The following is an 18,950-nucleotide window of genomic DNA, read 5'->3' as shown; positions in this document are numbered from 1 at the left end:
GCAAAATACAATCAAAGATTGGAAGGTTTCCAGTCGCCTCACTCCCCCTTAAGTGGGGCCTCCCCCCTGTTCTTATTAAAGAGCCCTACGGCAAGGCATCCCGCCTTGCCCCCTGTTTTGTTATTCTCTCAAAAAACTCTATTAACTTATCAGCTATAACACCCAAATTATTTCCCAATAGCTTAAACGACACAACCGTTTCAGATTCAAACCGACCAAGCTTTTCATGAACCTCTTTAATGAGCATATCCGTATCAATATCGGCATCAACATAAAACTCAACGGCAACGCCTTTCTTTGAAAGCAGTAGTTTTTTAACAAACGCTCGCTTTGCTTTGATCTTTAAAAGCGTTATCAAAATCAGGTTTTCAACGGGTTTTATGAGTTTACCAAATCTATCTGTCAACTCATTCTTTAACTGTTCAAGCTCCTCCTCATCCCTGACTGCTGACAAACGCTTGTAGATTTCAACCTTTTTTTCCTGCGATGCAAACTCATCGGGAATATACGCATCGAATGAATGTTTTATCTCAATCTCCCTTTCTAAAGGCTGCTTTTTTACCTCTCTGATAGCCTCCTCAATCAACGAAAGATAGGTAGAGTATCCAATCGATTTAATCTTTCCCGATTGATCTTTACCCAATATGTTGCCGTAGCCCCTGATCTCTGCATCTTTTAAGGCAAGATTAAAGCCAACACCTCTTTCAATGAATTCCGATATATACTTTAGCCTCTTTTTTGCATTCTCTGAGATTTTTCCCTCATAGAGCAGATATGCATAAGATACCCTATCACCTCTACCCACCCGTCCCCTGAGTTGATATAGATCCGATAAACCAAATCTATCAGCATCATCTATAATAATCGTATCAACAGCCTTTATATCCAGACCCGATTCAATAATCGATGTGGCGATAAGCAGTTCAAATTCTCCTTTGTTGAAACGCTCAAACACATCTTTGATTTTGCCCTTTGGCATTTTAGCATGCACAATTTCCTTTTTTACAAACGGCAGAAGCCTATCAAGCTGCTCTTTTACCTCCTCTATATCTTCAATGGCATTGTGAACAAAATACACCCTGCCCTCTCGGGAAATCTCCCTCAAAACAGCATCCCTTATCACCTCAAGTTTTCTTTTTGAGATAATTGTTTCAATCGGTTTTCTCTCAAGCGGTGGTGTTTTTATAACACTTATATCTAAAATGCCGTTTAAAGACATATTCAGAGTTCTTGGGATAGGCGTTGCACTCAAATAAAGCATATCAACATGGGGATAGAGTGTTTTTAAGTGTTCTTTTACCTTTACACCAAACCTGTGCTCCTCATCAACAACAACAAGCCCTAAATTTAAAAACTCAACATCCTTTGAATAAACAGAGTGTGTTGCAATCAATATATCGATCGTGCCATCTTTTAGCCCTTTTAGTATCTTTTCCCTTTCTTTTTTCGTTGTAAACCTGTTTAAAAGGGCGATATTTACGGGAAAATTCTTAAACCTCTGCGTCAGTGTTTTGTAATGCTGTAAAGACAAAATCGTAGTTGGCACCATCAAAACCGCCTGCCTTAGGTTAAATACGCAGATTGCAATAGCTCTCATCGCTACTTCGGTCTTGCCAAATGAAACATCTCCACAGATCAATCTATCCATGGGCGATTCTTTGGACATATCGTTTTTTATATCCTCAATAGCCTTTAGCTGATCGGCTGTTTCGTCGTATTCAAACATTGCCTCAAATTCCTCTATCTCAAACAGACCTACATTGAAAGGCTCCCTTTTTATAAGTTTTCTTTTTGCATAAGCATTTACAAGCTCAGACAGTATCTTCTTAATCGACTTTTTAATATTCTCCTGCTTTACTGCCCAGCGGTTGTTTCTTAGAGAGCTAACAGGCTCACTACCTCTGTAGGGATATAACATATCTGCGTTGTAAACAGGCAGATAGATCTTATCGCCACCCTCAAACTCAAGCTCAAAAAACTCCTCTTTACTGCCATCCACATCGATTTTTGTTAATCCGTTAAAAACAGCTATTCCATACCTTTTATGAACAACTTTATCATTTGCCTCAAAATCTACTTCAGTAGGCTTTTTTCTTTTAACCCTAACAGGCGATATACCCAGAACAGCACCAAACAGCTCACCAAACCCCACAACCACAAATCTATTCTTTTCATCAACAAGCCCCTCATCTATGCCAAGCCTGCTTAAATATACGCCTGGTGGCAGCTCAAAAGGTGAGCTGTGTAGGGTTTTATACTCAACCTGTCTGCCCTTTAAAAAGCCTGCAACCCTTTCAACCCTTAAATCTGAGCCACATGCAACCACAACCCTGTTGTTTTTGCCCGCTCTTTTTATCCTTTCAATCTTTTCAGCTATATCTTCATTCTCAACAAAAAGTTTTTTATATCCCAACTCAAAATGCTTAACCTTTTCAAAAAAAGCACTAACTCTTTCTTTTTTTTCAAACAGTCCTTCCTGATTGTAAAGCTCTGCAAGCCTAAAGAGTGATTCAACATCATCCTGCTCTACATTTGAATAAAACTCAAACTCCTCTGTTGGATAATCAAGTAGATGGTTTTTAACGCCAAGCAGTGCATAGCCAAACTCATCCTCTTTATAGCTATACTCTTTTGCTGGTAATACAATCAGGCTTTCAAGCTCTTTAAATGTTCTGTAGTTTTCTGCAAAAAATAGGGTTATCCGCTCAACCTCATCATCAAAAAACTCAATTCTTGCGGGTTTATTGTAAAACGGACTGAATAGGTCAACCACAAATCCCTTTTTTGAAAATTCACCGTAGTATTCAACGCTATCTGTTTGTATAAAGCCAGCATTAATGAGTTTTTTTTGAAGCTGTTCTATATCAATAATCTCACCCTTCCTTATCTCAAACATCTTATCGATAAACTCATCGCCACCAATCACAGGCTGAATAAGGGCGTTAATATTCGTAAAAACGATGCTATTATCAGGGCCACTTAGAAGCGTATAAATTGCCTTCAGACGATTGGATACTATAAACTCGTCAGGCTTTACACTGCAGTGGGGTGGTATTTCGTAGGAATAAAACAAGCCCTTCTGTCTCTTTTTTGAAAACAGCGCATCGAAAAAATCCAATTTCGCCTTTACTCTGTCGATCTCAACATTATCCCTTAAAATCACTATAGCTTTTCTGTTTATAAACGATAATCTATATGCAAGCTCTGTTAAATTCATTGCGAAATTATATAAAACTTCCCAACATAAGGCAGGATATATTTATACCCAAAGGATCTGGCAGCTTCTTTTGAGTCAAAACTACCCACAACAACCCTGTAGAGCTCAACACCTCTAACAACGGCTTTTACAATTCTTATACCCTTTATATATCGCATAAGTCTATCTTTAAACTTAATAGCATTGTATAAACTTCTGAATGCGCCAAGCTGTATTGCATAGTTGTCAAAACCGTTGAGGTCTTCATTTAAATGCGTATCTATCGTTATCCTCTCAAGCTGATTAAGTGAGGGCTGTTCTGGTTTGCTGTAGGTTATTTTAGAACTGGCATAAGAATTATTGCCAAGCACAATCAGCTTCACCCTTGCAGTTCCTGTAGGAATCATACCCAAATCCTTTGCTGCCGCATATGATAAATCGATAATTCTACCTTTGACAAAAGGTCCTCTGTCGTTTATTCTCACAACCGTGGAGCGACCGTTATCAAGGTTTATTACCTTAACAAGTGTGTTAAACGGCAATGTCTTGCTTGCAGCAGTATGTGCATACATATTGTAAATCTCACCGTTGGCTGTTCTTTTTCCATGAAAGTTAGGTCCATACCATGAGGCTATACCATACTGCGTATAGCCAGGCTTTACGGTTTTTAAAACTGGATAGGGATAGTAATACGGCTTAGATACTATCGCCCTTCTTATTGAACAGGAGGACAATAGCAATAAAGCTATAAGAAAAACAGCGGCTTTTTTAACCATACAGGCAATCTTCAACTTTTTGTTTTATTTTATCTATATCAAGTTCGGGTTTGATTTTTTCACAGACTATTACCTCAACAGGATGCGAATATAAAACAGGTTTTCCTGCAGGCATTACTTTATTGGTGTTGATAATCTTTACAGGATAGATCGGAAGCTTTTTCTTTTTTGCAGCAACCGCACCTCCATCCTTAAGCTGCTTATTCCTACGAGAGCCTTCAGGAAAAATCACAACACCACCTTCGTCAAAATTCTTTAATAATCTTATCAGTCCTTTTGCAGCATCAATAGGGTCGTTTCTGTTTATTCCACTTACATTTAGCTTTTTTAAAGCCCTACCAAGAAAAGGAATATCGAATAGCTCTTTTTTTGCAAGCCAGTGTAATTTTTGAGGAATGGCAACATATAAAGCTATGATATCGAAATAACTTTCATGATTGGGAAGCAAAACAAATCGCTTATCATATATAAAACCTTTAACTTTCACATCTATATTAAACATTTTAACAACTTCAAAAGCCCATCTTCTAACAGTTTCATCGTCTAAAGCGTTGTAATGCTTAAAAATATAGAAAACACTATAGCTGCAAAACTTAAGATAGTTAAAAAAACCCTTCATAGCAAAACTTTGAAAGATGTACCTCTTTTAGATGTTGAAATCTCTATATCACCGTTTAATATCTCTACAGCCTGTCTAACTATCGCAAGCCCCAGCCCTGTGCCGTTTTTCTTTGAAGTGTAAAACGGCTCAAAGATCATGGAAATATCTTCAATTCCCTCACCATCATCAATAATTTCAAAAACCACCCTATCACCTTTTTTATAAACCTTCAGTTCAACGGTTGTCTTTGCTGCATCTGTAGCATTTGAAAGAATATTAACCAGAGCGCTTTTTAGAAGGTTTTTATCTGAAACGAAGGTAAAATTTTCAACCTCTTTGTTGAATTTTACATCGGCATTTTTTATCGATGCATAGATCTCAAACTCAAGCTCATGTGCAAGGCTAATACTATCGATCTGCTCTGGCGAATAGTTAACGGTTTTTGTAAAAAGCAATGTGTTGTTCACTATATTATTGATCCGTTTTATACTCATCATGATATTATCAACAATCTCTTTCTTTGTGCCATCATCAAGGAGCGGCACAAGCAGCTCAATACTTGCAAGAGGATTTTTTATGTCGTGGGCAATGGAGGCTGCCATCTGACCAATTATTGCAAGCTTTTCCTTTTTGTAGTTTTCTTCTTTGAGTTTTTCAACCTGTGTTATATCAGAAAACACGATCACCGCGCCGCTTATCTTGCCATCCTCCTCTTCTACGCAGTTTGCAGAAACACTCAAAATCTTTTTTGACGAGTTAGTTTCAATCTCAACCCTTTTGTTGTCTTTAAAAAACTCTGCAATACCGCAGCCGTTTAGTTCAAGCAAGCTTTTAATAGCAAACACCTCTCCAAAGTGTCTGCCTTTTACAGAGCTCTCATCTACACCAAAAACCTCTTCAGCCTTTCTGTTAAATGTTACGATTCTTCCATCCAAATCAATCGATGCAACACCTGTATCGATGCTTTTTAAAATATTCTCAAGATAACGCCTGTTGCTTTCAAGCTTACCCTCAAGCAGTTCAAATTTTCTTTTTAGCTCGTTGTATGAGTTTTCCAGTTTCTTGCTTGTATCAAGAACAGCCTCAAACATAACCTGCAGGTTTTTTAGCTTATCATCACTCATAGTAGAAGTGCCTTTAGAATGTTTATATATTCACTGTTTGGGTTGATAGCTTTGAGTTTATTGAAATACTCAACGGCATGCTTTTTATCGTTCAGCTTTATATAGCTCATAGCTATGTAAAATAGTGCCCTCTGGCGATAATGAATAACATTTATGAGATTTTTCAAAATGGCTATGGAGTTTTTGTAGTCTCCTTTAAGATATGCAACATAACCCTTAAAAAACTCAACCTTATCGCTATATATTCTAACAGAAATAGATGAAAGTATAACTTCTGCATCTTTTAACTTCTTAATGTTAATGAGACATTCTGCCATTCTCAAAGACAGATAATCATCCATCAATTTTTCTTTAATCTCAGAAGCCTTCTTATACAGTTCATAGGCTTTTTTATAATCACCGCCAAAGAAGTTTATATCGCCAAAAATCATATTTATGTAATACACATACGGCTTTGTTTTTTGCAGCTGATCAACAATGGACGATGCTTTGATGTTGTTACCCATCTCCACATAAAACTTGGCAACCACGGCGTTTTGACACTCCTGATCCTTAATCGAATGCATTATTTTTTCAACCTCTCCGATTTTAAACGAAAACACCAAAGCCCAGGCAAGTCTGCAGAGGTCTGCCTTTGGTGGCTTCAGTTTCAAAGCTGCATCATAAATCTTCTCAACCAATTCAAGGTCTGGCTGGTTATAGAACTCATCCAGCAGTTTGTTAATTGCATCGGCTGCCATGGGTTGTGCAAGTTTGTTGTATGAGCTTTCTGGATACTGTTTTTTTAGTTTTATAAGATAGGATAATGCATCTATATAGTCTTTGTTTCTGTAATTCTTTCTTGCATAAACATACAGGGCAAGAGAAACAATTTCGGGGTCGTTTTTATATTTTGCCACAATCTCATCGATTGTCTTTTTATCAACATCGCCTTTTTTAAGCTTTCCCTCATCAAGCAGCTTTCTTGCAAGGTTTTTAAGCTTAACATCTTTTATATTGGATAGAATCCAGCCGCCTCTGAATTTTAGATCGTCAAAATCGTTTTTCTTCAAGTCGCACCGCATCCGTCCGATATAGGAGTAAGCCTTTATCTCTTTATCATGTGTCTGCTCAACATAACCGAACACATTTTCAGCCTCTTTGTAATCCTCAAACTCACACAGCGACACCCCGATATCAACAAGCTCTTTGTAATAATTATCAACATCGATCTCCTGAAGCTTTTTTGACATGTAGTAGTAGGCTAAAACAGCGCGCGCATAATCCTTTTTCTTATAAAAACACTCAGCCGACAATACCATGCTCAATGGGTAGTATGGGTTTGATTTATCAACAAGCAAAAGATGTTTTAAAGCAAGCCTGCAGTTGTGCTCCATAAAGTAGCTATAGCCGATCATAAAAGCTGCCTTTGATGCCCATTTCGTGGATGCAAAATCCTTCTCGATTTTTTTATAAATAGTCCGTGCGGCAATAAACATCTTTCTTGTTTGATAGATATCGGCGATGGAAAACAGGGTTTGGGCAACCGTGTCGTTTTTGGGTGAAAGTGAGATAGCCCTGTTGTATATAGCAATGGCTTTGTCATACATCTTCATATTCTTGTAGCAGTCGCCCAGTAGAAAATACGCAGATAAGAAAAAATGACTCTGCGGATATTTTTTGATAATTTCATTAAAGAAGGCAGCGGCAAGCTGATAGTTTTTTATGTAAAACGCCTTAACACCGCTAAAAAACAGCGATTCATCATAGCTTGTCTGCATCTTTTTTGTCGTCTTAAAAGTTGTTTTGGATATAAAATAGGGAATCGCTAAAAGATTTTGAGGAACACCGTTTTTTGGGTTTTCAACATTATGTTTTCTGGGTAGCTGCGGTTTTAGGGTAATATCACCGTTTTGCAGTGTATATTGAGGGATATAGGGTTTTTTTAGCTCAATAACAATCTGAGAAACATTATCCGCATTTGTTATTGATAGGCTTTTAAAAAACCTATCACCTAAATTTGAGCCAAGAATCTGCTTTTTTGCAATCTTTCCCTTTATTCTAACAACAAAATAACGCCCCTTTTTAAAAATTGTGGCATTATCCGGCACATCTGTGATCTTAAAATAAGATACACCACCCTTGCTGTATAGTGAAATCTCTGTGGCATAGCTGTTAATTGAAAAAACTATGGCAATAATCAGACAGAATAAAACATAAATTCTTCGCAGAGCTTTTTAACCTCCTGCCTAATTGCTGAGTATTTTTTTTCATCCCCGATGTTGTTGAGCGTTTCTGTAATTAGCTCACCGATTTTTTCCATCTCCTTTTCCTTCATGCCGCGTGTTGTAATAGCTGGTGTCCCAATCCTTATGCCGCTTGTAATAAAGGGTGAGCGTGTTTCACCGGGAATGGTGTTTTTATTTACCGTTATACCGACTTTACCCAGTGCCTCTTCTGCTTCTTTGCCTGTTATGTTTTTGTTGGTTAAATCCACAAGCATAAGATGTGTATCTGTGCCACCGCTAACAAGCTTAAAACCGTTATCCATCAATACTTCAGCGAGCTTTTTAGCATTTTTTACAATCTGCTTTTGATACTCCTTAAACTCATCACTTAAAGCTTCCTTAAAGCATACGGCCTTTGCTGCTATAACATGCATGAGCGGACCGCCCTGCATTCCAGGAAACACCATCTTATCGATCGGTTTTGCAAAAAACTCCTTTGTCATTATCATACCACCACGAGGACCCCTCAATGTTTTATGTGTTGTTGTTGTAACAAACTCACAATAAGGAATGGGGCTTGGATGGATGCCAGCTGCAACCAACCCTGCAATATGGGCAATATCAGCCATCAGATAGGCATCAACACTATCTGCAATCTCTCTAAATTTTTTAAAATCGATAATGCGCGGATAGGCACTTGCACCACAGACGATCAGCCGTGGTTTAAACTCCTCAGCAATCGCCTGAACCTCATCATAATCGATTAAACCGGTTTCTGGATTTACGCCGTAGCCAAAACTGATAAACAGTTTACCGGAAAAGTTTACACCCGCTCCATGTGTTAGGTGTCCACCGTTTGACAAAGACATGCCAAGCAGCCTATCGCCCGGCTGAAGCGTGGCTAAATAGATAGCCATATTTGCTTGAGAACCAGAGTGTGGCTGAACATTGACATGCTCAGCCCCAAACAGCTTTTTTGCCCTCTCTATGGCAAGATTCTCCACAATATCAACATATTCACAACCACCGTAGTAACGCTTGCCGGGATATCCTTCTGCATATTTATTTGTCATCACAGACCCTTGAGCCTCAAGCACAGCTTCAGAAACAAAATTCTCAGAGGCGATCAGCTCAAGTCCGTACATTTCCCTCTTTTTCTCATTCTCTATAGCCTCAAAAACCTCTGGATCAAAATCCTTTAACACGCTCATAATACCTCCAATTCTGTAATCTTATTTATTCTTCTTAGATGCCTACCACCATCAAAGGGCGTCGAAAGAAAGATCTTTACCATCTGTTTTGCTATCTCAATACCTGTTGTTCTGCCTCCAAATGCAATAATATTGGCATCATTGTGCCTTCGTGCAAACTCAGCCGTATAAGCATCATGACACAGTGCACACCTTATACCTTTAACCTTATTTGCTGCAATACTCATACCGATACCAGTACCGCAGATAAGAATCCCGATGCTTTTGTTCTCAACAACCTTCTTAGCAACGGTTTTTGCAATATCTGGATAATCCACAGAATCAGCAGAAAATGTACCCACATCCTCAAAACTTTCACCTAACTCCTCAAGAAACCTCTTTATCTCCTCTTTTAGAAAAAAACCGCCATGATCAGAACCTATAACAACCACCCTTTTTCACCCCTTAGATAGTGTTTGCCCTTTTATATCAAAACTCAAGATACTTTTCTATACAATCTATCCAGTTTGTATATGATTTCCTCAACAGAGTGAGCATCTTCAGGATATCTCATACACGCAAAACTCAAATGGCAGTCAACCTTTGACTGAATTGTGCTTATAAGCGTTTTTACAAACAGTTGGGGACTGTCAACACCTTTCACAATAAAGGTAAACACATTCTCACTTCTTGCAGCCTCACCAGGCACACTTTCCTTCAAAATATCAGCCACTGCAAGAATAATACTATCTGCATCCCGTTTTGATTTTTCAAACCACACCTTATAATAATCCTCAACCGCTAACCTGCACACACTAAAATTCACCCCTCTGGCTATCAAATCGCCTATCAATAAGTGGAGTTTATCCATACTAAACAGGCCGCTAAACCAATCCCTGTAAAACATATCCCTTCTTAAGGAATCGATATAATCTGGCAGAATGCTTCTTTGCTTTTTAAGCTGATTGCCCATGTTGTACATCTCTTCAATGTATGGCAAAATCTTTTCTATTATTTCAGGGTCAAACTGACTGCCGCTGTTTTTAAGAAGTTCATCTTTGGTCTGCTTAAGCATCATTGCCGACTTATACGGTCTTGTTGTGGTTATTGCATCAAACGAATCAGCTACTGCTAAAATTCTTGCAGAAAGAGGAATATCCTCACCCTTCAGTCCATCGGGGTAGCCTTTGCCATCAAAGCGCTCATGATGACCCCTTATACCATCCAAAACATCTGCAAGCATCTCAGAGTTTTTAAGTATTTCATAGGAAAACACGGCATGCAGCTTCATAATCTCATACTCGTTTTTGGAAAGCCTTGTGGGTTTGAGCAAAATTACATCGGGGATGCCGATTTTTCCAACATCGTGAAAGAGCCCCGCCATATAAATCTTTTTCTGAAACTCATCATCAAAGCCCATAACAGATGCGATAAACCGTGCATACTCACCCACCCTGCGTGAGTGACCCTCCGTGTATTTATCCCTTGCCTCAATTGCATTCAACAGCGTTTCTATAACATTTTCCATCATCGTTGAATGGTGAATATTTGTAGCGATGATTGTGCCAAGCAGCTTTAAAAAGTTAAAATCCTCTTCTTTAAAGTTATTATCAGATTTTCTGCCCACACACATAACACCAAAATATCTATTGTTATACGCAATTGTTGCACACATAGCCTTTTTTTGCTTACTTTTTAACTTTGCCTCTTTGCTTATGAGATGTGAACTATAGTAATCGTTGAGAATAATTGATTCTTTCTTTTTCCAGCTTAAGCCAGAGATAGAACCTTCAATATTGATATAATTTTCTGTTTTTAGACTACCATCGTATGCATAATAGATATTTTTCTGTTTTAAAAAGATACCCGCAAGGTCAGCACTAAATACATCCTTCATGGCTTTTAAGATTTCTTCAATATTTTGAGATGTAATATACTCACCTTTGATTGAGAAAATATTGCTTATCAATTTCAATCTTTTATTTAATCTCTTCAGTGCTATTTCTTTTTCTTTCTCCCTTTTTATTCTTAATGCAACAACAACTGCACCGCTTATGGCAATTCCAAGAGCTACAAATATCAGTGTAATGATTATCAACTCAGCCCTTTTAAGTTTATCCTTTACAAAAAATAACAGTGGGGAATGCTTAACAAGAAACAGATGTAAAACGGCAAAATCAACAAACACCACAGAGCTGCTTATCAGGGCATTTTTGTACCTTAATTGTTTAAGAGGTGCTGATGATACAATAATCTCATAATCTTTTAAATAGGAGATGTTTCCTGCAAGTCTGCCGCTTATATCAACAATCTCAACAATGCTACCAATATACTCTTTGAAGAAAATAGGCTTTATAAGCAATAGTGCAGTGGTGTTTTTGTGCTTTTTAAAGTTATAAAAAGTAGAGTTAAAATAAAGGCTTTTAGAGTAGCTTTTTGCTATCTCTATATCCCTTTTAAGCTGCTTTATGCCTGATATCGGCGCTGAGTTTAATGCAATGGGTCTGGTAAAATTTGGATACAAAAACGAAACCGTCCAGTTATCTGAAACAAAATATATGCCTTTTATAAGCTCTTTTGGAGCAACAAACAGGTATTTATTCAATCTTTTTGTAATTACCGCCTTATCAATCACTCCCTCAAAAGCCGCATCCATCATTTTTTTGTTTGTAATCAAATCCTCTATCATCCGTTGCTTGACATTGCCTAACTGTTTTTCAAGCTGTAGCTGTGAGGAATGCCTAACGGCAATAAATACCTCATCCAATAGTCTATCAACGGCCAGGTATAGAAACACCACAGAAAGGATAATACTTAAAAAGGCAAAATATTTAATAAGCTTCATCTAACGCATTCAAAACGCTTATAGGGAGTTTTATGTTTAACTGTTTTGCCCTTTTGAGGTTTATAACAAGCAGGGCTTTTTGTGCATTCTCTATTTTTAATTTATTGATATCAGTTTCATTTAGTAGTTTTACAGCCATATCTGCAGCCTGTCTGCCCATAGCTTTAAAATCAATCGCAACACCACCAAAAAGCCCTGCTTTTGCAAATGTTGTATTAATAGCTATATCAGGTTTTCTGGCAATTTTAATTGCAATAGGAATGATGTGAAAAATATCAATCCTTTTGCCGTTAAAAGAAAGAGAGTGTGTGTTTAAAATATATGCAACAATAGATTTATCTTTGTTGATTCTTTCAAGAGCTCTTTTAAGCTCATTGACGCTATCAACATCAAAAAACACAAACAAATTCGACAGATGAGCCTGTTTTAATTCATAGATAATCTGATTTTTAACGATTCTGCCTATTAAATCCTTACTTGATACAACGGCAATCTTACCATTACCCAAGATTTTTTGCATAAATTCAACGCTTTCTGCTATATGCAGTTTTTCATAAACACCTACAATATTGGCTGTTGGTATCCTGTTTTTCATAAAATGCAACTTTTTATTGTAAACCGAAGGCAGAACATTTATGCCGCTAAATACAACATAAAACGGCTTACCCAGCAGTCGCCTTGCAAAAAGCCTGAAGGCCGGATCATCAAACAGAACAACAATGTTAGGTTTAAAGTTTAAAATCTCCTTATAAACCTTATCCGCTATAGCCCTCTGCTGTTTTTTTGTAATATTTACGGTTTTTGTTTTTAAAAATACAATCTTATAGAGTGTATTGTTATCGTTATAACCGTAATATCTCATCTCATTTAGAAAACCCTTTAGTTGAGGAACACCGCATAGATCGTTTTTTGAGTAGCTTTGAATGATAAAAATCCTCACCTTTGCAAAGCTATTCACAGAAAACAGTAACACAAACAGTAATACCAACAGCCGCTTCATTTTAGACCTCCGGCAGATACCCAAGCGCCTCTTTTACCTTCTCTTCAGGATACTCATAATCCTCCATCTGACCGCTTAAATACATATCATATGAGGTCATATCAAAATGGCCATGACCGGAGAAGCAGATCAAAATCGTTTTTTCCTTTGCCTCTTCTTTTGCTTTAATAGCCTCATCAACTGCCGCTTTAATTGCATGGCAGGTTTCAGGTGCAGGCACAATACCCTCTGTTTTGGCAAACAATACACCTGCCTCAAACACCTCTGTCTGTTTATAGCTTGTAGCCTCAATCAATCCGTCTTTCTTTAACTGGCTGATAATCGGTGAATCACCGTGGTATCTCAAACCACCTGCATGGATGGATGGAGGCATAAACTGATGACCCAATGTATACATATTCAAAAGCGGCGTCATCTTAGCAACATCGGCATAATCGTATCTAAACACACCCTTTGTTAAGGTTGGACAGCTTGCAGGCTCAACAGCCACCACCCTTACATCTTTGCCGTTTATTTTATCCCTGATAAACGGCAGCGATATACCGCCAAGATTCGAGCCACCGCCGCATGGGGCAACAATCACATCGGGATAATCGTTAACCTTCTCAAGCTGCTTTTTTGCCTCAAGACCGATAACCGTTTGATGCAACAATACATGGTTTAGCACACTGCCAAGTGCGTAGTTTGTGTTTTCATGCTCCACAGCATCCTCTATTGCCTCGCTAATTGCAAGACCCAGACTGCCCTGATTGTCGGGGTCTTTTTTAAGGATCTCTCTGCCTATCCTTGTGTTGTTGCTGGGTGATGCAAAAACCTCAGCTCCCCACAGATGAATCATTGATTTTCTAAACGGCTTTTGATTGTAGCTGACTTTCACCATATAAACACGCACATTGATACCAAGCAGTGAACCTGCAAGTGCAAGCGCACTACCCCACTGACCGGCACCCGTTTCTGTTGTTAATGTTTTGATACCTGCTTCTTTGTTGTAATAAGCCTGCGCTATGGCTGTATTGGGTTTGTGACTACCTGCTGGTGATACAGATTCGTTTTTGTAGTAGATCTTTGCAGGCGTTCCTAAAGCTTTCTCAAGATTCAAAGCCCTAACAAGCGGTGTTGGCCTCCACAGAGCATAGATCTCCCTTACCTTTTGCGGAATCTCAATCTCCGTTTGCGTTGACATCTCCTGCTCAATCAATGCCTCTGGAAAAATCTTTAAATCCTCTGCCGTTAGAGGTTTTTTTGTTTGAGGATTTAGCGGTGGCTTGAGGGGTGTGAGCAAATCCCCAAGCACATTATACCAATAAGTAGGCATCTCGTTTTCGCTTAATAGAATCTTTCTTTCCATAACCTCCCCCTAAAATTTATTGTTGGCTGAATAAATCCATTTAAACTTAATAAATGCTTTTGCTCCACTTCCGCCTCCATCAATCACCAAAATCTTTGCATATCCACCTTTAAGGGTTTTGATGCAATACACATGACCCACATAAGCCCTCTGTGTAGCATAGTAGTCAGTATACCCATTTTTAGGGCAGGCTTTCAAGTCCATAAAACTTATTCTTCCCATATCCCTGATATATCCAACATTGAAATACGGCTTATCGTAGCCTTCCGCTTTGGGATTTACAAAACCCGCTGCAAGGTCCATCTCTCTGTTTGAAAACTTTCCTGTTGCAAAATCGATCGAATATCCTCCATTATTAGTGTGTGCAACATGGGAGAGTATGGCTACTTTAGCTGTTTTTGATACTGAAGCATTGGTTTTAGAAGCAACAAAAAAGTTATCGCCCTCAATCTCTGTAATTACAAAAGGCGAAATACTGTATTGAAAGTCAAACGATTTTCTAACAATATGCACCACTGCAACGCCATGTTTTTTATCAGGTAATCTCCTAAATGCCACCCTTACCATTACCTCATACTCATTTGAGCCTTGCGAAAGGTTTCTAAAACCCACAATTTTAATAGATGTAAAATTCAACCTGATATCCCTTTTTGACAAGGCACTTTTTAGAAGGCCACTTACAGGCTCCTGCGTTAGAAAAATCGTTTTTGAGTTGTGCATATTGAAGTAATTTTCAAATCTTTCAAGGAAGTTTTTTATTTTTTTGTCAATATCATAGTAGGCAAGCGTTATATAGATGCCCTTTGAGGCATCACCATTTGCATTTTCTGCCTTTAAGTAAAACGCTATAGTGTAGGGTTTTAGTTTTACAGGGCAACTAAAGCGATTGCCATTCATCCTGCATTCATATCTACCCTGCTTATTTTCTAAAAACACCTCTTTTATGTTGCATGATGAACTATCACACAATTTTTTTACATTGCCTGCTATAACAACGACACTACCAACATTGACCTTTGAAAAGTTATAGGAATAACCATACGGGCGGCGGTGTGGAATTTGTGAGTTGATCGTCAAATCTGAAACCTGTGGCGGTGCAACATGAAAGTGCGAGCTTGTTGGTTTTGCAAAACTGTTAGAGTAGTTTTTTACATCAAAAGTCGGTTTAAACGGCAGATAGCCTATCAATTTTATTATCCTGTTGGTTTGATAGCTACTGGTCTGGTTAGAGGCAGTTTTTTGAAGCAACTGTTTTAAATGCTCATTTATCTTTTCCATTTTCTTAAGCGATAGAAGCTCCATTTTTAGATACTCATCCCTGATGTAGTCGCACTGGCTTTTATAATTAGCAAGATGGGCATATATCTCTTTGGCTTTTGATGCAGTTCTATTATACCCTTCATAGACCTCACCAACCCATAGCTTTATATCTGATGCTGTTTGGTTAAGTGCCTTTAGGTAAGCCGACAATGCCTTTGCCTTATCCGAAAGCCTTTTTGCTTCATCGTAGCAGGCATCTAAATTCTCATTCTGTTTTTCGATAAGCTGCCTGAAGTAGCTGATTGAATGAATTCCGATCGAGTTTTGCGTATTTTGTTTAATCTTTTCTAAAAGCGACTCAACATGCTCATACCTCATATACCTTTTTGCATAGGCATCAAATTCACCAAGACTCATAAGGGAAATAAATCTATTCGATATATTTTCTGCAATCTGAGTGTAATCTTTTTGCTCTTTGAACTTTTCAAAGTTGATACTCAGCATTGACCAAACGGCTTCATTGAGTTTTTTCTGAGCTTCAACAAAACTTAAAAAATCGCTATTTTTATCAAAAACAAGGGAATATTTAACAAAACTGTTCTGCAAACCTGTAAGATAATCAACTACACCTGAATATTTTTTACTGATCTGCTCTAAATCGCACCGTTTATAGAAAAATCTTTTATCGTGATATGGTATTATAGCTGGCTTTTCCTCATCAAACGGGTAGCAGCAGGTAAAATTCATTAAAGAAAATTGTGTAAATTGATAATCATCTATATAGCTTTGCATTGTTGAATAATACCTCTCAACAAAACCGTTTAGATCCCTATAGCCACTGTCCAATAACTGCATATCAAAAGAGGCGTTGGCAATGTTTACTTTGAGTCTATTTTGCACATTATCAAAATCCTGCCATTTCAGTTTTTTCCATAAACCATGCAAAAAGAAACCGTTCTGGTCAGTTTGAGATTTTAGATGTTTCACAAGTCCAAAATCTACAGGATGGTTTTTTAGATTCTCCTTAAGTTTAGATGTTTTTGAAGCTATATAGCTTTGAGCCTCACCATGCAAATCGCAAATTTTTTCCATCTTTGATGCAAGCTTTTTTTGAGCCATCAATCTTTTTTGAGCCACTTGATTATCAATATCTTTAGCAAAAGAAACCATCTCGTTGTAGTAGCGCCTTTCATAGCCACCTAATTTAATCCTCTCAAACAACCGCTTTTTGAAAGAGATAAACCTTCTAAAATCAAGCTGACCATTTAAGTAGTTATCACCCATCTTTGAGTAGATGCTTTTAAAACGCTCCACATCCTTTTCATTAAAAGTTAAATTATAGCGATCCTTTTCAAAATTTAGCACCTCACCCATCAATGTTGCAGGTCTGTTCAGTTTTAGCTCAAGAACATCATAAGGTGAAAGGTTAAACATATCCTCTGCTATCTTTTTTATCTGTGTTTTGTTGGGTTTTTTAGATAAATTCTTTTTTGCAAGCCTGTCGATTTTTTCTGCAAACTGTTTATTCAATAAATAAAGCCTGACATTTTGGGCATTTAGAGGAACTTCAGCCCTCATAAGCTGCATGGCAGCATGGTTTATATCGTTAAGCTTGAATGTTGATATTTTTTTCAGCATACCTATAAACTCTTTTATTGTTATCTGAGAGTTACCCTTTGATGATAGATTGATAATTGCAACATTATTAACAAGGGCTCTGTAGCGTTTGTTGTTTTCATAGCGTCTTAGGTTTTCAAGTGTGGGTTTTTCCTTTGCAAGGACAAGCATTCTTGCGTATTTTCTCAACACCTGTTTGCGTTTTTCTACGCTATTTAAAATTTCCCACCTTGCCTGTTTTGCCAGAATCTCAAGCTGCTTTTTTCTATAAAAATAGACCTTTATTTTTGTGTAAATCTCAAGCGTTTTTGCATACATCTCGTTTTTGAGCTTTTCTTTCCACTTCTTTTTATCAGTAAAGAAATCTGTTCTTGCTAAATTAAACTCAAAGTCATCAAACCAGCTGTTTATTTGGTAAACCACATCCCGCCATTTCGGAATATAACCCGACTGCCATCTTTCAACATTGGGCTTTAAAAAGGTTCTAACAAAAGCCTTTCTATCTTGATCGTGAGCCCATGTATTAACAGATTTAAATGAATATTTGGCAAACTCCCATGCATAACCAACAATCGAAGCAGCCTCGCTACCAACAAGCAGTCCAAACACCTCTTTTGCTGCCGTCTCGCCTATCAACCTTTTGCCTTTCTCTATCTCGCCATGAGAAAAGTAATCGATAGACTGCAACACATCCTCAACGGGCAGGTCGCTGCCTAAGGTTTCATTAAGCTGGTCGTGAAGTTGTGTTTTTACATCATCCCACGCCTGCTTTTTAATTACATCATATAGGCTTGCAGCAAAGAGGTTTGTAGAAAACAACAAAAATATAAACACAAAAAACAGCCTCTTTCTCATAATCCCTCCTTATGGTTTGCTTATAGAAAAACCTCTATGAAAGTTGTTTAATCAATCTTATAAAAAATACTTACAAGCTCCCAGTTACCGTTGTGTTTATAATACCCAAGCTTATATTTCAGCTTTGAAGGTGAGGTGTTAAAATAGCCCTCCACAATTTCAACACCCTTTGTGCTTTTATACTGTTTGGTTATAACGGGCCTAAGGTTTTTTATATCATTCCAGTTGATATTTACACCCTCAAAAGCCTTAAATGCGTTTCTAAGCTGCTGTTTTGTTGCGGTTTTTTTAACAAGCACAGATAGATGATTGTATAGCTTTGTGTAATCTTTTGTTTGAACTGCCTCAGCAAAAAGCATTGTTGTTTCTTTAACCATCGAGGCAAAATTTACATCTTGTTGGTTTTGCTGATTGTTATTGCTCGTTTCAATGCCGCCTTTTGGAAAATAGATATAGTTGATCTTCCATGAATCGTTTTCTTTAACCAATGTAATTCTTACAGGCATAACAGAGCCATCAGAAAACTTAAGTGAACCTTTGAGCTTTGCAACTCCTGATGCATCTTTTTCTCTGCTTGTCCAGGAAGCTGTATCAAAATTTTTAAACCTTTCATAGGGAAAAAAATGTTTCAGTTTATCCATCGATACATTGCTTTTAAAACCTTTAGAGAGGTATGTTTCAGCCTGAGTATAGTTGCCATGTTTTATTGAAGCAAAAAAATTATCTGCCACCTCTGCAATATCCTTGGTCAAAAACACCACTACAGCAAAAGAAACAACAACCAAAACGATAAAAATACCCACGAATTTAAGAAACTTTCTCATCTCTCCTCCCTTCAAAAATTTAAATTTTACTTTAAATTTTACCCTTACTTTTTTAATATCTTAATGTTGCTTCAGGTTTATGTCAACAAAAATGGAATTTTTTAACT

At 37.6% G+C, this 18,950-nt stretch carries 12 protein-coding genes; all 12 read right to left on the bottom strand.

Features of this window, described 5'->3' with window-relative positions; all coding sequences use genetic code 11:
- Window positions 1-85: 85 nt before the first annotated feature.
- Window positions 86-3,217 (bottom strand): DEAD/DEAH box helicase, encoded by a 3,132-nt coding sequence (locus EK17_RS00910; protein WP_035586688.1) that lies wholly within the window; start codon window positions 3,215-3,217, stop codon window positions 86-88.
- On the bottom strand, window positions 3,214-3,972 hold the full coding sequence (locus EK17_RS00905) for a septal ring lytic transglycosylase RlpA family protein (protein WP_051904330.1): 759 nt from the start codon (window positions 3,970-3,972) through the stop codon (window positions 3,214-3,216). Before EK17_RS00905 ends, EK17_RS00910 begins: the two co-directional genes overlap by 4 nt.
- Complete coding sequence (locus tag EK17_RS08870; RefSeq protein ID WP_051904329.1) at window positions 3,965-4,591, bottom strand: lysophospholipid acyltransferase family protein; 627 nt, start codon at window positions 4,589-4,591, stop codon at window positions 3,965-3,967. The genes EK17_RS00905 and EK17_RS08870 overlap by 8 nt, the downstream gene beginning before the upstream one ends.
- Complete coding sequence (locus EK17_RS00895; protein WP_035586686.1) at window positions 4,588-5,697, bottom strand: sensor histidine kinase; 1,110 nt, start codon at window positions 5,695-5,697, stop codon at window positions 4,588-4,590. The genes EK17_RS08870 and EK17_RS00895 overlap by 4 nt, the downstream gene beginning before the upstream one ends.
- Complete coding sequence (locus EK17_RS00890; RefSeq protein ID WP_035586684.1) at window positions 5,694-7,787, bottom strand: tetratricopeptide repeat protein; 2,094 nt, start codon at window positions 7,785-7,787, stop codon at window positions 5,694-5,696. Before EK17_RS00890 ends, EK17_RS00895 begins: the two co-directional genes overlap by 4 nt.
- 89 nt (window positions 7,788-7,876) lie before the next feature.
- Entirely contained in the window at window positions 7,877-9,115 is a 1,239-nt protein-coding gene (locus tag EK17_RS00885) for a serine hydroxymethyltransferase (RefSeq protein ID WP_035586683.1), read from the bottom strand.
- The gene (gene rpiB / locus EK17_RS00880) at window positions 9,112-9,546 is read right to left on the bottom strand and encodes a ribose 5-phosphate isomerase B (RefSeq protein WP_035586682.1); all 435 of its coding nucleotides are present in this window, start codon (window positions 9,544-9,546) and stop codon (window positions 9,112-9,114) included. The genes EK17_RS00885 and rpiB overlap by 4 nt, the downstream gene beginning before the upstream one ends.
- Before the next feature lie 44 nt (window positions 9,547-9,590).
- Window positions 9,591-11,939 (bottom strand): HD-GYP domain-containing protein, encoded by a 2,349-nt coding sequence (locus EK17_RS08865; protein ID WP_051904328.1) that lies wholly within the window; start codon window positions 11,937-11,939, stop codon window positions 9,591-9,593.
- Entirely contained in the window at window positions 11,926-12,939 is a 1,014-nt protein-coding gene (locus EK17_RS00870; protein WP_035586678.1) for an ABC transporter substrate-binding protein, read from the bottom strand. Before EK17_RS00870 ends, EK17_RS08865 begins: the two co-directional genes overlap by 14 nt.
- A gap of 1 nt (window position 12,940) precedes the next feature.
- Entirely contained in the window at window positions 12,941-14,287 is a 1,347-nt protein-coding gene (locus EK17_RS00865) for a TrpB-like pyridoxal phosphate-dependent enzyme (RefSeq protein WP_035586673.1), read from the bottom strand.
- Between the two features lie 9 nt (window positions 14,288-14,296).
- On the bottom strand, window positions 14,297-18,019 hold the full coding sequence (locus tag EK17_RS00860; protein ID WP_035586672.1) for a hypothetical protein: 3,723 nt from the start codon (window positions 18,017-18,019) through the stop codon (window positions 14,297-14,299).
- 47 nt (window positions 18,020-18,066) lie between these two features.
- Window positions 18,067-18,843 (bottom strand): nuclear transport factor 2 family protein, encoded by a 777-nt coding sequence (locus EK17_RS00855; RefSeq protein WP_035586668.1) that lies wholly within the window; start codon window positions 18,841-18,843, stop codon window positions 18,067-18,069.
- Window positions 18,844-18,950 lie beyond the last annotated feature (107 nt).

Source organism: Hippea jasoniae (assembly GCF_000744435.1).
Taxonomy (GTDB): Bacteria; Campylobacterota_A; Desulfurellia; order Desulfurellales; family Hippeaceae; genus Hippea; species Hippea jasoniae.
The sequence above is the reverse complement of the archived record's forward strand: the minus strand, read 5'-3'. Positions and strand labels throughout refer to the sequence as shown.